We start from the raw sequence: 16,067 nt of genomic DNA on the forward strand, positions 1-16,067 counted from the left end.
CCTCTTGTGAACTCCCCACCCGAGACACCCTCAGCAGCGGAGCGGCCGGCGGTCACAGACGCCGAGCTGCTGACCGCGCACATCAACGGGGATCCACACGCCTTCAGCGAAATCGTCAAGAGGCACCGCGATCGCATGTGGGCGGTCGCCCTGCGTACGCTCGGTGACCCCGACGAGGCCGCCGACGCCGTGCAGGACGCCTTCGTCTCCGCCTACCGCAAGGCCGCCACGTTTCGCGGCGAGGCTGCAGTCACGACGTGGCTCCACCGGATCGTGGTCAACGCCTGCCTCGACAGAATGCGCCGTAAATCGGTCAGGCCCGTCGCGGACGACGAGCTGATCGAGGCCGCTGAGCGCGAGACCCCGCTGCCTGACCAGACCGTCGAGCGCGAGGTCTCGATGGAGGTTTCGGCCGCACTCAAACTGCTGCCCAGCGACCAGCGGGCGGCGCTGGTGCTCGTCGACATGATGGGCTATTCGGTCGAAGACGCAGCTCAGGTGCTCCAAGTGCCGAGCGGAACGGTGAAGAGCAGGTGCGCGCGGGGGCGCGCGAAACTTGCCCCAATTCTTTCGCATCTGCGGAACCGAACGGACCTCAATCGCGTCTCATCCGCGAAGGGAGCAGAACTTCGTGACGGGTGATACGCACTACGATCTGGAAATCCTGGCCGAGCTGGCCGAGGGTCTCCTAGACGTCGGCACGGCGCGCCAGGTCCGCGAGCATCTCGCGGTCTGCGACCCCTGTGGGGAGCTACTGGCAGACCTGGCGGCGGTTCGCGAGGTGCTCGCGGCGACCCCCATACCGGCCATGCCGATGGGCGTCGCACTGCGCATCGACAAGGCCTTGGCCGCCGAGGCGGAGTCCAGCCGGGGAGGTGTCGGCCTCGCGGAAGCACCTGACTGGGACGAGCTCATGCGGGACGCCCCATGGGAGCGGCCGGTCGAGGTGGCCACTGAAGAAGCCCCCGAACCGGTACGCCTCGGCGTCGTCTCCGACGACGGCACGATCGTCCCGGCCAAGCGCAGAGCCTCGCGGCGGCGCCGGTGGGCGATGCCCGCGATCGCGGCCGCGGCGGCCGCCGCCGTGGTGGGCGGAGTCGTGGCCTCGAGCAGCCTGCTCGTGAGCGCCGGCGGTGGCACCAGGGCTCCGAGCGGTGGCGTAGCGGCGCAGTCCGCGCCCCCGACCACGCCCGCGACCCCCTCCAAGGTCGGCCAGCGGGCCAAGTCCTACGCGCTCACCGACAGCGGCCACAACTACAGCGACCAGGACCTGCGCCAGCCGCTCGAAGGCATGTTCGGCTTCCAGCGCATGGTGCTCGACGGCTCCGACGACGCCGGCAAGGTCGACAAGTGCGTGGGCCGGGTGGCGAGCCGGTCGAAGCTGCCGACGTACGCGGTCGACCAGGGCCAGTACAACGGTCAGGAAGCCCTGATCGTGGCCTCTTGGAAGGACAAGGCCACCCAGAGGTTGCGCATCGACATCGTCGACCCGTTCAACTGCAAGAACCTCCGTAGGCCCGCCCTGGGCCACTGGTAGGCAAAGCACGCGTTCAGAGCCCGCCTAGGCGGGCTCTTTCGCTGTGTACAGGCGTCGTGTGTAGGGCAGGGAATCACGGCGGCCTAGGATCTGTTGTCGCCGGTGCAACAGCAGACGAGGAAGGCGTGGAGCGTTGAGCGACGTTCGTAACGTGATCATCATTGGATCCGGCCCAGCTGGCTACACCGCGGCCGTCTACTCCGCGCGCGCCGAGCTCAAGCCGCTGATCTTCGAAGGCTCCGTCACGGCGGGGGGTGCGCTCATGAACACCACCGACGTGGAGAACTTCCCGGGTTTCCCCGACGGCATCATGGGCCCCGACCTCATGGACAACCTGCGCAAGCAGGCGGAGCGGTTCGGTGCCGAGCTGGTGGCCGACGACGTGGTCGAGGTGGACCTGGAGGCGAACCCCAAGGTCGTCAAGACCCACACCGACACCTACTACGCCAAGTCCGTCATCCTGGCGATGGGCTCCGGCTATCGGGAGCTCGGCCTTCAGAACGAGAAGCGCCTGTCGGGGCACGGCGTGTCCTGGTGCGCGACCTGTGACGGCTTCTTCTTCCGCAACAAGGACATCGTGGTCGTCGGCGGTGGCGACACGGCGATGGAGGAGGCCACGTTCCTCACCCGGTTCGGCCGCATGGTGACGGTGGTGCACCGCCGCGACTCGCTGCGGGCCAGCAAGATCATGCAGGAGCGGGCGTACGCGAACGACAAGATCCGCTTCGTCTGGGACTCCGAGGTCGTCGACGTACTCGGCGACACCCACGTCGAGGCCGTGAAGCTGCGTAACGTCAAGACCGGCGAGGAATGCGAGCTGGCCACTGACGCGTTGTTCCTGGCCATCGGGCACGATCCGCGTACCGAGCTGGTCAAGGGGCAGATCGATCTCGACGATGAGGGCTACGTCAAGGTGGCCTCGCCGTCCACGGCGACCAACATCGACGGCGTTTTCGCCGCGGGAGACGTCGTCGACCACACCTACCGTCAGGCCATCACCGCGGCCGGCACCGGCTGCGCGGCCTCGCTCGACTCCGAGCGCTGGCTGGCCAACACCGAGAAGTAAGGAGCGCACCGTGAAGGCTGTCACCGACGCCTCTTTCGAAGCCGACGTCCTCAAGAGCGACAAGCCCGTGCTGGTCGATTTCTGGGCGGAGTGGTGCGGCCCGTGCCGTCAGGTCGCGCCCATCCTCCAGGAGATCGCCAACGAGCACGGCGACAAGCTGGAGATCGTCAAGCTCAACATCGACGAAAATCCGGAAGTCCCGCGCCAGTACGGTGTGCTCCAGATCCCGACGATGAACGTCTACAAGAACGGAGAGGTCGTGAAGCAGATCATCGGCGCCAAGCCGAAGGCCATGATGCTTCGCGAGCTCGACGGCATCATCTAGCCCGCCCTCCCGCGGCGCGCGCCCAGCCCCCCGCCCTTGGCGGGGGGCTTTCGCGTTGTACGGCCCTGAGCGGTCGTCAGACGGGACGTAGCGCGCGTTCTGGACTCATGGAGCCCAGGAGGCGCTCCAAAGCCACCTCGACGTCCTCACGCCACGAGACGGCGGTCTTGAGTTCCAGCCGGAGCCGCGGAAACCGCAAATGGGGACGAACAGTCTTAAAACCAACAGAAAGCAAGTATTCCGCCGGAACTACGCAACTAGGCTCTTCCCACTTGAGGTCACCAAAAGCTTCAATGGCTTTCACTCCGCGCCTGGTCAGGTCTTTGGCCACGCCCTGGATGAGCATTCGCCCCAGCCCCCCACCCGAGAACTCCGGAATGATGTGCGCCGTCATGAGCAGCACCGCGTCGGCGCTGACCGGCGAAGTGGGGAAGGCCACGGAACGAGGGCTGTAGAGCGGCGGGCTGTAGAGCACGAACCCCGCGGGGACCCCGTCGACGTACAGGATTTTCCCGCAGCTGCCCCATTCGAGCAGTGTGCCGGAGATCCAGGCCTCCTTCTCCAGCCCGGGATCGCCTGACTCGACCGCCCGTTCCCCGCTGACCGGATCGAGCTCCCAGAACACGCACCGACGGCAGCGCCGCGGCAGATCTTCGAGATTGTCCAGGGTTATGTTGACCAGCCGGCGCGACAACTACGGCCCCCTGTCGTTGACCCGGAAAAGCGCGCGAAAACCGCGTCCACAGGTGGCATCGTAGCCCAGTGGAGATGTGGCCAGCGGACACCACGACGGTCGAGCCCGTCACGGGCGACATGTCCGGTTAGCGTAATCTGGTATTTCAGTCCGATATGACACCTAGGAGGTGGGCCGTGACAGGAGAGCTGGATCACGGTCAGACACCCGCGACCCAAGGGTCGCGCATCGACGCATACGTCGATCGGTACGCCGCGCGAGCTACCGGGATGGTCGCCTCCGAGATCCGAGCTCTTTTCGCCGTCGCGTCGAGGCCCGAGGTGGTCTCGCTCGCCGGCGGCATGCCGTACGTCACGGCTCTTCCCCTCGACATGGTCGGCGAGCTGGTCTCCGACCTCGTCACCAGGCGCGGCACCGTCGCGCTGCAGTACGGTTCCGGCCAGGGCGACCCTCATCTGCGCGAGCAGATCTGCGAGGTCATGCGGCTGGAGGGGATTCATGCCGGGGCGAACGACGTGGTCGTCACCGTCGGTTCGCAGCAGGCCCTCGACCTGATCACGCGCATCTTCATCGACCCGGGCGACGTGGTGCTCGCCGAGGGTCCCTCGTACGTCGGCGCGCTGGGCACTTTCGCCGCCTACCAGGCCAAAGTCGTTCATATCGCCATGGACGATCAGGGCATCGTGCCCGAGTCGCTGGCCCAGACCATCTACGCGCTGGAGACGGCCGGGGCGCCCATCAAGTTCCTCTACACGATCCCGACCTTCCACAACCCGGGCGGCGTCACCCTGAACATCGCCCGCCGGCAGCAGGTGCTCGACATCTGCCAGCGGGCCGGGGTACTGATCATCGAGGACAACCCGTACGGACTGCTGGGGTTCGACGGGGAGCCCATGCGGGCCCTTCGGGCCGACAATCCGGACGGCGTGGTCTACCTGGGGTCGTTCTCCAAGACGCTCGCCCCCGGATTCCGCGTCGGCTGGGCGCTGGCCCCGCACGCCGTCCGCGACAAGCTCGTGCTGGCCATGGAGTCGGCCGTGCTCTCGCACTCCTCGTTCACCCAGCTCGCCGTGGGCCAGTACCTCGCCACGCAGCCGTGGCAGGAGCAGATCAAGTCGTTCAGGGAGCTCTACCGCGAGCGCCGCGACGCGCTCCTGGACGCGCTCGGTTCCCTGATGCCCCCCGAGGTCACCTGGACCCGCCCCGCCGGGGGCTTCTTCGTCTGGGCGACCCTGCCCGAGGGGCTCGACTCGAAGGCCATCCTGCCGCGGGCGGTGGCCGAGCGGGTCGCGTTCGTGCCGGGGACCGGGTTCTACTCGGACGGGAGCGGCGCCCGGCACATGCGGCTGTCGTACTGCTACCCCGAACCTGACCGGATCCGGGAAGGAGTGCGACGGCTGGCCGGGGTGATCGAGCAGGAGATGCAGCTGAGGGACACCTTCGGCACCAGCTCGATCCGCGACCACCAGGGCGTCGACACTCCCGGCCCCGACCTGGCCTAGCGCGTTCTCGGGCGGCGTGATCGCGCCGCCCGCTCCGGGCATCGCAGACGCCTGGCGCTCCGAATCCTCCGCACGTCACCGAGCGGACGCGCCAGGCGTCGCCACCGTGCCGGGCGACGACCCCATGGCGGTACGGTTGGACAGCGGCGCGTGCGATCAGCGGAGGAGAAGTGATGAGCGATCTGGGCCACGTGCTCGTGCTGGCCGGAGGTCTCTCCTACGAGCGAGAGGTGTCCCTTCGCTCCGGTCGCCGAGTCAGCGAGGTGCTGCGTGCGGCGGGCGTCGATGTGGAGACCCGCGACACCGACGCTTCCCTCGTGCCGTCCATCCTCGCGGACCCGCCGGACGCGGTGTTCGTGACCCTCCATGGTGGCGCGGGTGAGGACGGCGCGATCCGTTCCGTCCTGGAGCTGCTCACCGTCCCGTACGTGGGCGCCGACCCTGACGCGTGCCGGGTGGCCTTCGACAAGCCGACCGCCAAGGCCGTCGTGCGCTCTGTCGGCCTGCAGACGCCGGAGTCGGTCACGCTGCCGAAGGAGACGTTCCACGACCTCGGCGCCACGGTGGTGCTGGGCCGCATCGTGGAGCGACTCGGCCTCCCCCTGTTCGTCAAGCCCGCCCGGGGCGGGTCGGCTCTGGGCGCCTCGATCGTCCGCACGGCGGAGGAGCTCCCCGCCGCGATGGTCGGCTGCTTCGCGTACGGCGACACTGCGCTGATCGAGCGTTACGTGGAGGGCGTGGAGGTGGCGGTCTCCGTGGTTGACCTGGGCAACGGCCCGGTGGCTCTGCCGGCCGTCGAGATCGTCCCGGACGAGGGCGTCTACGACTACGCGGCCCGCTACACGGCGGGGCACACGGAGTTCTTCGCTCCCGCCCGCCTTTCCGCCCAGGCGGCCGCGGCCTGCGCGGAGACGGCGGTAACCGCCCACACGGCGCTCGGTCTCCGCGACATCTCCCGTACGGATCTGATCGTCGACGCGGTCGGCGCCCCGCACTTCCTTGAGGTCAACGTGGCGCCGGGGATGACGGAGACGTCGCTCCTGCCGATGGCCGCCGAAGCCGCCGGCCAGGACCTGGGCGACCTCTGCCGCACCCTCCTCCAGAACGCGGCAGCCCGCTCCCACGCCTAGCCCTCCCCCTTCTGGAGGGCTCACCGCACTTCCCGGTGGGGCCGCCGATGGCGTCGTCCAGCGGCACGACCCTGCGCGCCGGTCCCACCACGCGACGGGGTCACAGTCTGAGGGACGCCTCGACGCGGCACGCCGTCCCCAGGCGGACGCCCGCCACGACACCACTCGGCACACGCCCCGCGGCAGCACCGCCACGCGACCGGCGCCGCCACACGACAGGCACCGCCACACGACAGGCGCCGCCACGCGACAGGCACCGCAGCGCCGCCGGGCAGACGCCGACACAGCACCGCCTGGGCATGGCGGCGCGACGCACGCCCTATCCCCCACCGCCGCGCGTGAGGGCACGGGACACACACCGATCCGCCACCGCCGCGTAGTGGCGACACGCCACAGACACCCGATCCGCCACCCCGCGTACATGCCTGACGCAGCATCGCGCAACGCAGGCCCGGCACGCCGCCACCAAGCGGACGCCCGACATGGCGCCGGCAGACACAGAACCACGCGGCACACGCCGGGCACGACACCGCCGGACAGACGCGCCCGCGGCGGCACCGCCAAGTGGACGCCCATCACGGCACTGTCGGATAAGTGCCCAGGGCGGCACCGTCAGGCACGCGCCCCGACGCGGCATCGGCGCGGCATCGGCGCGGCACACGCCCGATACGCCACTACGGGGCAGCGGCCGGGACGGCACCACCGCACAGCGGCGGACACGCCGCCACCCCACAGCGGCCGAAGCGGGACCTCCAGACAGCGTCCGGCACTGCGCCACATGGCAGACGACTTGCAGCACCAGTAGCGGCGCCTCGCCCCGGAACCGCTCACCTGAGACGCAAAGTGCCCTCCCCCTCAGGCGCTCAGCCATCGCATCCGCTGGCGTGTCGTCCATCGACCGGAGCCGCCGCCACGCCGCCCGATTTGGCATCGAGCGCGGCACCGGCGCGGCACGCCCAATCCCTCCCCCTCGGTCCCTCGGCCCAGACCAGACGATGGGGCAGGACGCCGCTCGGAGGTGAGTAAGTAGCCTTACCATGTGCTGATCGATTCGATGTACCCCAAGAGCTTTGCCAGCGACAACCACGCAGGCGTGCACCCGACCGTCCTGGAAGCCATAGCCGCCGCCAACCACGGAGACGCGCCCGCATACGGTGACGACAGGTGGACCTCGGTGTTCGAGGACAAGATCAAGGAGGTGTTCGGCCCGGGCGCCGAAGGATTCGCGGTGCTCAACGGGGCGGGTGCCAACATGGTCGGGCTGGCCTTGATGCTCGGCCGTTACGACTCCATTCTCTGTGCCGCCAGCGCCCACATCGCCACCCATGAAACGGGAGCGGCGGAGCGTCTGCTCGGCGTCAAGCTGATGACGATCCCCACCGAGGACGGCAAGCTTCGCCCGGACGACATCAAGTCCCGTCTGGGCGTGATCGGCAACCCACACGAATCCCAGCCATCAGTCGTCTCTATCTCCCAAGCCACCGAGTTCGGCACCTGCTACTCCCCCGACGAGATCGCCGCCCTGGCTGAGACCGCACACGAGGCCGGCCTACGGCTCCACGTGGACGGCGCCAGACTCGCAAACGCCGCCGCCTACCTCGACTGCGACCTGAGGGCCATCACGACGGACGCCGGGGTGGACGTGTTCAGCTTCGGCGGCACCAAGAACGGCGCCCTGGCCGCGGAGGCAGTGGTGATCCTCGACCCCTCACTCGCCCCCGGCCTCCCGTACCTCCGCCGCCAGTCGCTCCAGCTCGCCTCGAAGATGCGTTTCGTCTCTGCTCAACTCTCGGCGCTACTGACGGACGACCTGTGGCAGGAGAACGCGTCGCACGCCAACAAGATGGCCGCGCGCCTGGCGAACGGCATAGCCGACGTGCCTGGCGTCTCCCTGACCTACCCGATCGAATCCAACGCCGTCTTCGCCGCCCTCCCGCACGCCGTCGCGGAGACCCTCCAGAGCCGCTACCTCTTCCACTACTGGGACCAGCCCACGGGCGTCGTCCGGTGGATGACCGCCTTCGACACGACTCCGGAACACGTAGACGACTTCCTGGCCGACATCCACAAGGCTGCCGTCAAGTAGCCGGCCCCGCCCGCACCGGTCGAGGTTTCACGTGAAACACACCGCCTGAGAACCGCCACGGCGCCACCCTCGGATTCTGCCGCGGGTCGCATGTTTCACGTGAAACCTCGACCGAGGGCGGGCGCCTCGCGCTCAGCGCCATCGCCAGAAGAGGCGCTGGACGGAGAGCGACCGCCGCGTTTCACGTGAAACATCATCCCCGACAAAGGCGCCACGTCGGGGGCGCGCACGCGGCGAGCAGCAGCCCCCGTCGGCCGAGCGCCATACGGCACATCGCCCGGAGGTGCGGGCCCTCAGCCCCCAAGATGCGAGCCTCCAGGTCGGAAGAGACGGGCCCTCGGCCAGAAGGGTGCGAGCCTTCAGGACGGAAGGTGCGGGCCCTCAGCCGGAAGATGCGGGCCTCCCTCAAGAGGTCATCAGCCCCTAGAAAGTGGGGACTTCGGTGTCGTGTCTTCGGAGCGGAAGTCACCGAGGACCACCAGGCGTTCGGCGGAGCGCATTTCGCAAGGGACAAGCGCCCCATCCCCCGACCCGCAGGAGCCGCCGCCACGACCACGCCGCCAACCTCCGGAGCACGGCCCATCAGCCCCGACAGCGGGCCTCGTTTCACGTGAAACATCAGCTCCGAGCCTGGGCGGCGTTGGTTCGTGTTTCACGTGAAACAGAGAGATCTAGTCTTCGGCTTCTCGCATCGCGCGGACGGCTTCCGGTGCCATCGTGCCGATGATGCGCTCAAGGTCGTCGATCGTGGCGAACTCGACGACGATGCGGCCCTTGCGCCGTCCCAAGTCCACCTTCACCTTGGTCTCGAAGTGATCCGAGAGGCGGTCGGCAAGGTGGGTCAGGCCGGGAGCCGTGGGCTTGGCCACCTGGCGCTCGCGGGCGGGCTTCTTCGCGGCCTTGGCGCTCCCCATGGCCACGATCTCCTCCACCGCGCGGACCGAGAGCAGCTCTGCCACGATGCGCTTGGCCAGCTGCATCTGCTCCTCAGGGCTGTTGAGTCCGAGGAGGGCCCGCGCGTGACCCGCGCTGATGACACCGGCGGCCACCGTACGCTGGACTTCGGGCGGGAGGTTGAGGAGGCGGAGAGTATTGGTGATGTGAGAGCGGGAGCGGCCGACTTTCTGGGCCAGCTGCTCGTGCGTCGCCTGGAAGTCATCGAGGAGTTGCTGATAGGCCGCGGCCTCTTCGAGGGCGTTCAGTTGCTCACGCTGAAGGTTCTCAATGAGCGCGTCCCGGAGGAGATCAGTGTCCTGGGTGTTGCGGACGATCGCCGGAACCGGGTCCAGCCCGACCTGCTGGCACGCTCGCCAGCGCCGCTCCCCCATGATCAACTCGTACTGGCCGCCTCCAACCGACCGGACCACAATCGGCTGCAGGAGCCCGACCTCCCGGATGGACGCCGCCAGCTCTTCAAGGCGCTCTTCGTCAAAGACCTCACGCGGCTGGCGCGGATTGGGGACGATCGCGTCTAGCGCGACCTCCTTGAAGTACGCTCCGGCGATCGGCCTTGGGCCTGTCTCCCCCGTTGAACCGTTCGACGGAGCCGGCACCGTCCCCGAACCGTCAACGATGGGACCGGTCGGGATGAGTGCCCCGAGCCCCTTGCCCAATCCCCGCCGCTGCTGACTCACTGCGTCTCCTCATCCACCCGGTCGATTCCGGTCACTCCAGGAGAGGTTACCGTTGCACGCCCCGCACGGTGCCCCCTCGCCACACACCAGCCCGCGGTATTTACACCGACACGGCCACAAACCAACCCAACGACCGCCTGTCCCCAGTCATGTCCGCCCGAGCCTGGCCCTCCATCCCACAACCGACCCAATGCCACGGCCGCCCCAAAACTCCCCCACGACTGCCTGCGCCCGACCGGCTCGCCGCCAGGCAGCGTTGCCTGCGCCCGACCGAATCACTTGGCCGCCACTCGGCCGAACCGCTTGGTGCCGCCCCGCCACCCAGCCGCCCCGCCACCTGGCCAACTCGGTGCCCTGCCGCCCGGCCAAATCACTTGATGCCGCCCTGCCGGCTCGCCGCCAGGTCGCCTGGCCGCGTTGCCTGCGCCCAGCCGATTCGCCCAGCCGCCGCCCGACCGAATCGCTTGGCCGCCCCGCGCCCCGCCACCTGGCCAACTCGGTGCCCTGCCGCCCGGCCAAATCACTTGATGCCGCCCTGCCGGCTCGCCGCCAGGTCGCCTGGCCGCGTTGCCTGCGCCCAGCCGATTCGCCCAGCCGCCGCCCGACCGAATCGCTTGGCCGCCCCGCGCCCCGCCACCTGCCCAACTCGGTGCCCTGCCGCCCGGCCAAATCACTTGATGCCGCCCTGCCGGCTCGCCGCCTGGTCGCGTTGCCTGCGCTTGGCCGGTTGCCCACTCGCCCACCCAGCGGAATCGCTGTCGGGAGTGGCGCAGTTCCGCCTCCTGCTATCTCACGGGCTCACAGTCCAGCCGACTCGTCGCGCCGTCGTTCCGCCACCTTGCCGTCCTGCCACTCGCCATCTCACCGGTACGCCGTCTCCCCCGGCCATCCCATCGCCGAGGCGTCTCGCCATGCGGGCCCGCCGCCTGGCAGTGTCGCCGGATTCTCCGTGTTCGCCCCACCGCCTCACGGACCCGGCGTCTCACGTCTTCTCCGTAGGGCCGCTCGGCCATCCTGTCGCCTCGCGTGACCCACCTTGCGGGACTGCCGTCTCACGGCCCCTCAGCCTCGCTGGGTCGTGCTCTCAGTCCGGAGGGCCGGTGCTAGTGGGACATAGCTAGGCAAAGCAGCGCACGTCTCCGCAGCAGCGGTCCAGTCGTTGGTCGGGCGGGGCGCTGCGGGACTCTGCGGGCGCACGCGGGCAGGCTGAGTATCCGTACGGCATGCAGGCGGCACTGCCGAGCGGACCCGAGCGGACCTGGATGGGCGTGCTCTCTGGCCCGGGTTCAGAGGTAGAAAGGGCGGCGGCGAGGGGCGGTCAGGACACGGTGGTGCGGTGGGCGATCTCGCGGGCCGCGTCCATGTACGCCATCGCCCCGCTCGACCCCGGGTCGTACGTCATCACTGACTGACCGTAGCTGGGCGCCTCGGACAGGCGGACGCTGCGCGGGATCACGGTGTTGAGCACCGTGTCGCCGAAGTGCGCCCGCACCTCGTCCGCCACCTGCGAGGCCAGACGGGTGCGCCCGTCGTACATCGTCAGGACGATGGTCGAGAGCTTCAGCGTCGGGTTCAGGTGGGCCCGGATCAGGTCCACGTTCCGGAGAAGCTGCCCGAGCCCCTCCAGAGCGTAGTACTCACACTGGATGGGGATCATGACCTCTTCCGCCGCCACCAAGGCGTTCACCGTCAGCAGGCCCAGCGACGGCGGGCAGTCGATCACGATGTAGTCCAGATCGACCCCTTCGTAGGCCGCCAGCGCGCGCCGGAGGCGGGCTTCCCTGGCCACCAGGGAGACCAGTTCGATCTCCGCGCCGGCCAGGTCGATCGTGGCCGGCGCGCAATAGAGGTTCGGCATGTCGGGGACCTGCTTGACGATGTCCGCCATCGGAAGGTCGTCGACGAGGACCTGATAGACGTCCGGCACGTCGCCCCGGTGCTCCGTGGCCAGTGCCGTGGAGGCGTTGCCCTGGGGGTCGAGGTCCACCACGAGGACCCGCTGGCCGTGCATGGACAGGGCGGCGGCGATGTTCACCGACGTGGTCGTCTTGCCCACGCCGCCCTTCTGGTTGGCCACCGCGATCACCCTGGTCTTGGGCGGCCGCGGCCAGGTGCCGTCGCCGTCGCTGGGGGTCTGGGCGGCGGTCGGGGTTGCAGATGTTTCACGTGAAACCACTGAGCTGAGCGCCTCTCGTACCAACGGCGAATCACCGGGGTTCAGGGGGGTCTGGGTCACGATGGCCATCCTTTCAACCAGTGGTGTGCCGGTGTCGGGATTTGACTGTCGCGACACGCCCTTTTCGGGCCAGCCAACCCCGCTTGGACTCTCAGACGGACGGCTGCCCGGCCAGCCAAGACCGCTTGACGCGACTGGCACAACCGTCACCTCCTTCGTCGCCGCCCGACTTGCTCTGGCGCGCGACCCGCTACCACCCGAACCAATGTTGCAGGCGGCTCGACCTTACCGCGCCCGACAGTCACGAGCTCGGCCGATCGGACTCCGCTGGCCCGCAATTGGGTCTCCGCCTCGCCAAGCTCCGCCTCGGCGCGCTCCCCCTTCATGGCGATCAGTTCGCCGCCCTCGCGGAGCAGCGGCATGGCCCACTTCAGGAGGCGGTCGAGCGGCGCCACCGCGCGGGCGCTGGCGACGTCGAACTCGCGCTTGCCCGCCAGCTCCTCCGCCCGCGCGCGCAGCACCTCGACGTTGTCGAGCTTGAGCGCCTCGACACACTCCTCCAGGAACACGGTACGGCGGAGCAGCGGCTCCAGGAGCGTGACCGTGATGTCCTGGCGGACGATCGCCAGCACGAGCCCGGGCAGCCCGGCGCCGGACCCGATGTCCACCAGGCGCACCTCCGGCGGCACGACCTCGGCCACGACCGCGCAGTTGAGCAGGTGGCGATCCCAGATCCTGGGCACCTCACGCGGGCCCAGGAGCCCGCGGACCACGCCGGGCCCTGCCAGCAGCTCGGCGAACGCGTTCGCGCGATCCCAAGCCTCCCCGGCGAAGACGTCGCGCGCTATGTCCGGCGGCGCCGGAAGCTCATCGCTCACTGGTCGGTGGCCCTTTCTGGGACTGATCCGTCCTGGCTCGGCGGGGAACAGCCCGGCGTTGATCTGTTGCGAGTGGTCTCTACCTCAAGGCTAGAGGTGAGATCACAGTGGAAGACTAGCGGGCCGCTCTGAAGGCGACCTTTGAGCACGCCGCCGTCGGTATGGCTCGTCCGAGCGGGAGAACGCTAACAAGGCGCGTGCGCGCACATACGCACGTTCAGGTGGACGTACAGGGATAAAAGAGCACAAATGCGAAACGGCCGTCCGCCTCGCGTGCGAGCGGGCAGACGGCCGGATCGGATGACGTAACACTCCTCAGGCGGGCAGGACCACCACGTAGCGATGCGGCTCCTCACCCTCGGACTCGCTACGGAGCCCGGCGGCCGCCACCGCGTCGTGGACGATCTTGCGCTCGAAGGGCGTCATCGGCTGCAGCGACTTCGGCTCGCCCCGGTCCTTGACCTGGGTGGCGACCTCAGTGCCCAGCTTGGTCAGCTCGGCCCTGCGACGCTCGCGGTAGCCGCCGACGTCGAGCATCAGCCTGGAGCGCTCGCCGGTCTGCCGGTGCACGGCCAGGCGGGTCAACTCCTGCAGCGCCTCCAGGACCTCTCCCCCGGGGCCTACGAGTTCGTTGCCCTTGAGACCCACGACGGAGACCATGGCGCGGTCCCCCTCGACGTCCATGTCGATGTCGCCGTCGATGTCGGCGATGTCGAGAAGGCCCTCGACGTAGTCGGCAGCGATCTCGCCTTCCTGCTCCAGCGCGTTGAGATCAGGAGCCTTCTCCTGCTCGGCCTCGGTCATGGCCGGCCTCTCCTTCATGTTCAAGACTTCTTGCTGCCGGTGCGCTTGCTGCGGGACTGGCGGCTTGGCTGCTGCCTGACGATCTTAGGCTCCGGCGGAGGCGGAGGCGCCTGCTCTTCTTCCGGCGTGGTCTTGCGAAGCTTGGCGATCAGGCCCGGCTTGGGCTGCACGATGACCGGGTTGCCCTTGGCGTCGAACTGCGGCATCGGGTGCCGGCTGTAGAACCAGTGCTGCTGGCCGAGCGTCCACAGGTTGGTGGTGACCCAGTACATGATCAGACCGAGCGGGAAGTTCAGGCTGAAGAAGGCGAACAGCGGCGAGATGTACATCAGGATCTTCTGCTGCTGCGCCATCGGGTTGTCCGGCATCTGGGCCATGGAGCGGGTGACGCTCTGCCGGACGGTGAGGAACGTGGTGCACGAGCTGATCGCGACGAAGAAACCAATGACGATCTTCTCGCCGACGTGAGGGGCCTCGAAGAACGTGGCGGGAAGCGGGGCTCCCAGGATGAGGGCCTGCTTGGCGCTGTCGACCAGCTCCTGCGTCATCCCGAACTTCGGCTGGTCCGCTGCGATCGCCCGCAGCACGGTGAACATCGAGATGAAGATCGGGAACTGCGCCACGACGGGGAGGCAGCCGCCGAGGGGGTTGGCGCCCGCTCCTTGGTAGAGCGCCATGACCTCCTGGTTCATGCGCTGCTTGTCGTTCTTGTAGCGCTTGCGGAGCTCCTGGACCTTCGGCGCCAGCTCCTGCATCTTTCGCGACGAGCGCATCTGCTTGAGGAACAGCGGGAAGATCAGGATCCGCATGCAGATGGTCAGCGTGATGATGGTGAGCGCCCAGGTCAAGCCGCTGTTCGGGTCGAGCACCGTGCTGTATGCCTGGTGGATCCAGGTGATGACTTGGGCGACGGCTGTGTACAGCCAGTTGAGCCAGGACAGCTCCACCGAGCTATCTCCCTTGCGTTTCGTGGGACCGGACCGGGCGTGGGGGCACCGGGTCTATACCTCCGGGATGGAATGGATGGCACCGCCCGATGCGCCGGACAGTCAGCCAAGTGCCGCGCAGTGCTCCATGCGTAGCAATCGCCTCGAGTCCATATGCACTGCACGACGGGTAGAAACGGCAGCGTGGACCGAGCATCGGGCCGATGAAGGCCCGGTAGAACCGGATCGGGATGATCAGCGCTCGAGCTGCGAGGCTCGGCGTCACCCCTTGCGGCTGCTCCGTCATTTTTGTCCACCCGTCGAGGACTCGCGCCGCCTGAGCAAACGTTCCAGCGCGGAGTCGAGCTCGGCGGCCAAGTGCTCGAATCGCGCGGACGCGGCCGGTGGATTGGCGCGTACCACCAGCAGGCTACCTCGCGGCAGCCGGTCGAGACGGTCCCGCATCAGGTGTCGGAGCCGTCGCTTGACCGTATTCCTGATCACGGCGTCACCGACGGCCTTGCTCACTACGAAACCCACCCGAGGGGACTCTTCCCCCGAAATGGCAAAATGCACCACCAGAGTAGGGCGACCCGCGCGTTTGCCGCGCCTGACCGCCGCATCGAACTCCATCCCGCGCCGCATGCGGGATTGACTAGACAGCACCGTATACGCCTATCGCCCGCCGGTGAGATCCACCGGCGGGCGCAAAAACGCGCGGGACGGTCAGGCCGACAGCTTCTCGCGGCCCTTGCTGCGACGGGCGGCGAGGATGGCGCGACCGGCCCGGGTGCGCATCCGCAGCCGGAAGCCGTGGGTCTTCGCGCGGCGACGGTTGTTCGGCTGGAAAGTACGCTTGCTCACGGGTGGGCTCCAGGCTTGATGGTGCGCCGCTAGGGCGCCGAACACACATGGATGGCCTGCCAGGGAAGCGAGGGCACGCGAAATAGCCGTCGCGTGACAAGCCGACCGTCGTACGTTACGGGGGAACCACCGTCCAGGTCAAACTGGACGGGTTATCCACCTTTCCACAGGCGACTTTTCCACTGCCAGACCGGTGTCCACAGTATGTGCACCCAGGTACCACTAGGCTGTGGACAACGCTTGAACACAGCTGTGCACATGGATACTGTCGGCCCTTCCGGACCCGCCCCAAGGCTGTGCACAACTTGTGGATCTCCTGTGGAGGACCTGGGTGGGAAGCCCAGGCTCCACGCTGTGGACGAAGGGGCCGCCGGTCACAGCGGGCGGCCGCGCATGTGGATAAACGATCGCGGGGGGCCGCGAGAGGGAGGAGGGGAACCGCACC

16 protein-coding genes are annotated in these 16,067 nt (G+C 68.3%); 7 read left to right on the top strand and 9 right to left on the bottom strand.

All coding sequences use genetic code 11. The annotated features are described in order from the left end of the window. Positions 1–6 precede the first annotated feature (6 nt). From sigM to trxA, 4 genes are all read left to right on the top strand, one after another. Complete coding sequence (sigM, locus tag ACQPWU_RS60035) at positions 7–642, top strand: RNA polymerase sigma factor SigM (RefSeq protein ID WP_433435981.1); 636 nt, start codon at positions 7–9, stop codon at positions 640–642. Beyond that, entirely contained in the window at positions 632–1,537 is a 906-nt protein-coding gene (locus tag ACQPWU_RS60040) for an anti-sigma factor family protein (protein WP_433435982.1), read from the top strand. Before sigM ends, ACQPWU_RS60040 begins: the two co-directional genes overlap by 11 nt. 133 nt (positions 1,538–1,670) lie before the next feature. Continuing rightward, on the top strand, positions 1,671–2,603 hold the full coding sequence (gene trxB / locus ACQPWU_RS60045; RefSeq protein WP_433435983.1) for a thioredoxin-disulfide reductase: 933 nt from the start codon (positions 1,671–1,673) through the stop codon (positions 2,601–2,603). 10 nt (positions 2,604–2,613) lie between these two features. Continuing rightward, complete coding sequence (gene trxA / locus ACQPWU_RS60050) at positions 2,614–2,928, top strand: thioredoxin (RefSeq protein WP_433435984.1); 315 nt, start codon at positions 2,614–2,616, stop codon at positions 2,926–2,928. Between the two features lie 76 nt (positions 2,929–3,004). Here the strand turns inward: trxA and ACQPWU_RS60055 are convergent, their stop codons facing one another. Further along, on the bottom strand, positions 3,005–3,622 hold the full coding sequence (locus tag ACQPWU_RS60055) for a GNAT family N-acetyltransferase (RefSeq protein WP_360684481.1): 618 nt from the start codon (positions 3,620–3,622) through the stop codon (positions 3,005–3,007). 155 nt (positions 3,623–3,777) lie between these two features. Between ACQPWU_RS60055 and ACQPWU_RS60060 the strand changes: the two genes are divergently transcribed. The 3 genes from ACQPWU_RS60060 (at position 3,778) to ACQPWU_RS60070 (ending at position 8,340) form a co-directional block, all read left to right on the top strand. Next, complete coding sequence (locus ACQPWU_RS60060; RefSeq protein WP_433435985.1) at positions 3,778–5,124, top strand: PLP-dependent aminotransferase family protein; 1,347 nt, start codon at positions 3,778–3,780, stop codon at positions 5,122–5,124. A gap of 173 nt (positions 5,125–5,297) precedes the next feature. Further along, the gene (locus ACQPWU_RS60065) at positions 5,298–6,254 is read left to right on the top strand and encodes a D-alanine--D-alanine ligase family protein (protein WP_433435986.1); all 957 of its coding nucleotides are present in this window, start codon (positions 5,298–5,300) and stop codon (positions 6,252–6,254) included. A gap of 1,039 nt (positions 6,255–7,293) precedes the next feature. Continuing rightward, positions 7,294–8,340 (top strand): threonine aldolase family protein, encoded by a 1,047-nt coding sequence (locus ACQPWU_RS60070; protein ID WP_433435987.1) that lies wholly within the window; start codon positions 7,294–7,296, stop codon positions 8,338–8,340. Between the two features lie 671 nt (positions 8,341–9,011). Here the strand turns inward: ACQPWU_RS60070 and ACQPWU_RS60075 are convergent. The 8 genes from ACQPWU_RS60075 to rpmH form a co-directional block, all read right to left on the bottom strand. Continuing rightward, positions 9,012–9,974 carry a ParB/RepB/Spo0J family partition protein gene (locus ACQPWU_RS60075; RefSeq protein WP_433435988.1) on the bottom strand — a complete coding sequence of 321 codons (963 nt, stop codon included), beginning with the start codon at positions 9,972–9,974 and terminating at the stop codon, positions 9,012–9,014. Between the two features lie 1,318 nt (positions 9,975–11,292). Next, positions 11,293–12,219, bottom strand: a complete 927-nt coding sequence (locus ACQPWU_RS60080) for a ParA family protein (RefSeq protein ID WP_433435989.1) — start codon at positions 12,217–12,219, stop codon at positions 11,293–11,295. Positions 12,220–12,356: 137 nt separating this feature from the next. Further along, on the bottom strand, positions 12,357–13,028 hold the full coding sequence (rsmG, locus tag ACQPWU_RS60085) for a 16S rRNA (guanine(527)-N(7))-methyltransferase RsmG (RefSeq protein WP_433435990.1): 672 nt from the start codon (positions 13,026–13,028) through the stop codon (positions 12,357–12,359). A 315-nt stretch (positions 13,029–13,343) separates the two neighbouring features. Next, positions 13,344–13,832, bottom strand: a complete 489-nt coding sequence (locus ACQPWU_RS60090; protein ID WP_433445580.1) for a protein jag — start codon at positions 13,830–13,832, stop codon at positions 13,344–13,346. 20 nt (positions 13,833–13,852) lie between these two features. Beyond that, positions 13,853–14,779: a membrane protein insertase YidC gene (gene yidC / locus ACQPWU_RS60095; protein ID WP_433435991.1), complete on the bottom strand. Its 927-nt coding sequence runs from the start codon at positions 14,777–14,779 to the stop codon at positions 13,853–13,855. 4 nt (positions 14,780–14,783) lie between these two features. Beyond that, positions 14,784–15,065: a membrane protein insertion efficiency factor YidD gene (yidD, locus tag ACQPWU_RS60100; protein ID WP_360684505.1), complete on the bottom strand. Its 282-nt coding sequence runs from the start codon at positions 15,063–15,065 to the stop codon at positions 14,784–14,786. Next, positions 15,062–15,391, bottom strand: coding sequence for a ribonuclease P protein component (gene rnpA / locus ACQPWU_RS60105; RefSeq protein WP_433435992.1), 330 nt, complete (start codon positions 15,389–15,391; stop codon positions 15,062–15,064). Before rnpA ends, yidD begins: the two co-directional genes overlap by 4 nt. A gap of 93 nt (positions 15,392–15,484) precedes the next feature. After that, positions 15,485–15,622, bottom strand: a complete 138-nt coding sequence (rpmH, locus tag ACQPWU_RS60110) for a 50S ribosomal protein L34 (RefSeq protein ID WP_360652485.1) — start codon at positions 15,620–15,622, stop codon at positions 15,485–15,487. Positions 15,623–16,067: the final 445 nt, after the last annotated feature.

The sequence above is a fragment of the Nonomuraea sp. CA-141351 genome, assembly GCF_050944675.1.
Classification (GTDB): domain Bacteria; phylum Actinomycetota; class Actinomycetes; order Streptosporangiales; family Streptosporangiaceae; genus Nonomuraea.

Bases quoted from the DNA above. Each gene is read 5' to 3' on its own strand.
- ACQPWU_RS60060 (WP_433435985.1), top strand. From the start codon at position 3,778: ATGACACCTAGGAGGTGGGCCGTGACAGGAGAGCTGGATCACGGTCAG.
- ACQPWU_RS60065 (WP_433435986.1), top strand. From the start codon at position 5,298: ATGAGCGATCTGGGCCACGTGCTCGTGCTGGCCGGAGGTCTCTCCTAC.
- ACQPWU_RS60080 (WP_433435989.1), bottom strand. From the start codon at position 12,219: ATGGCCATCGTGACCCAGACCCCCCTGAACCCCGGTGATTCGCCGTTG.
- ACQPWU_RS60090 (WP_433445580.1), bottom strand. From the start codon at position 13,832: ATGACCGAGGCCGAGCAGGAGAAGGCTCCTGATCTCAACGCGCTGGAG.
- yidD (WP_360684505.1), bottom strand. From the start codon at position 15,065: ATGACGGAGCAGCCGCAAGGGGTGACGCCGAGCCTCGCAGCTCGAGCG.
- rnpA (WP_433435992.1), bottom strand. From the start codon at position 15,391: ATGGAGTTCGATGCGGCGGTCAGGCGCGGCAAACGCGCGGGTCGCCCT.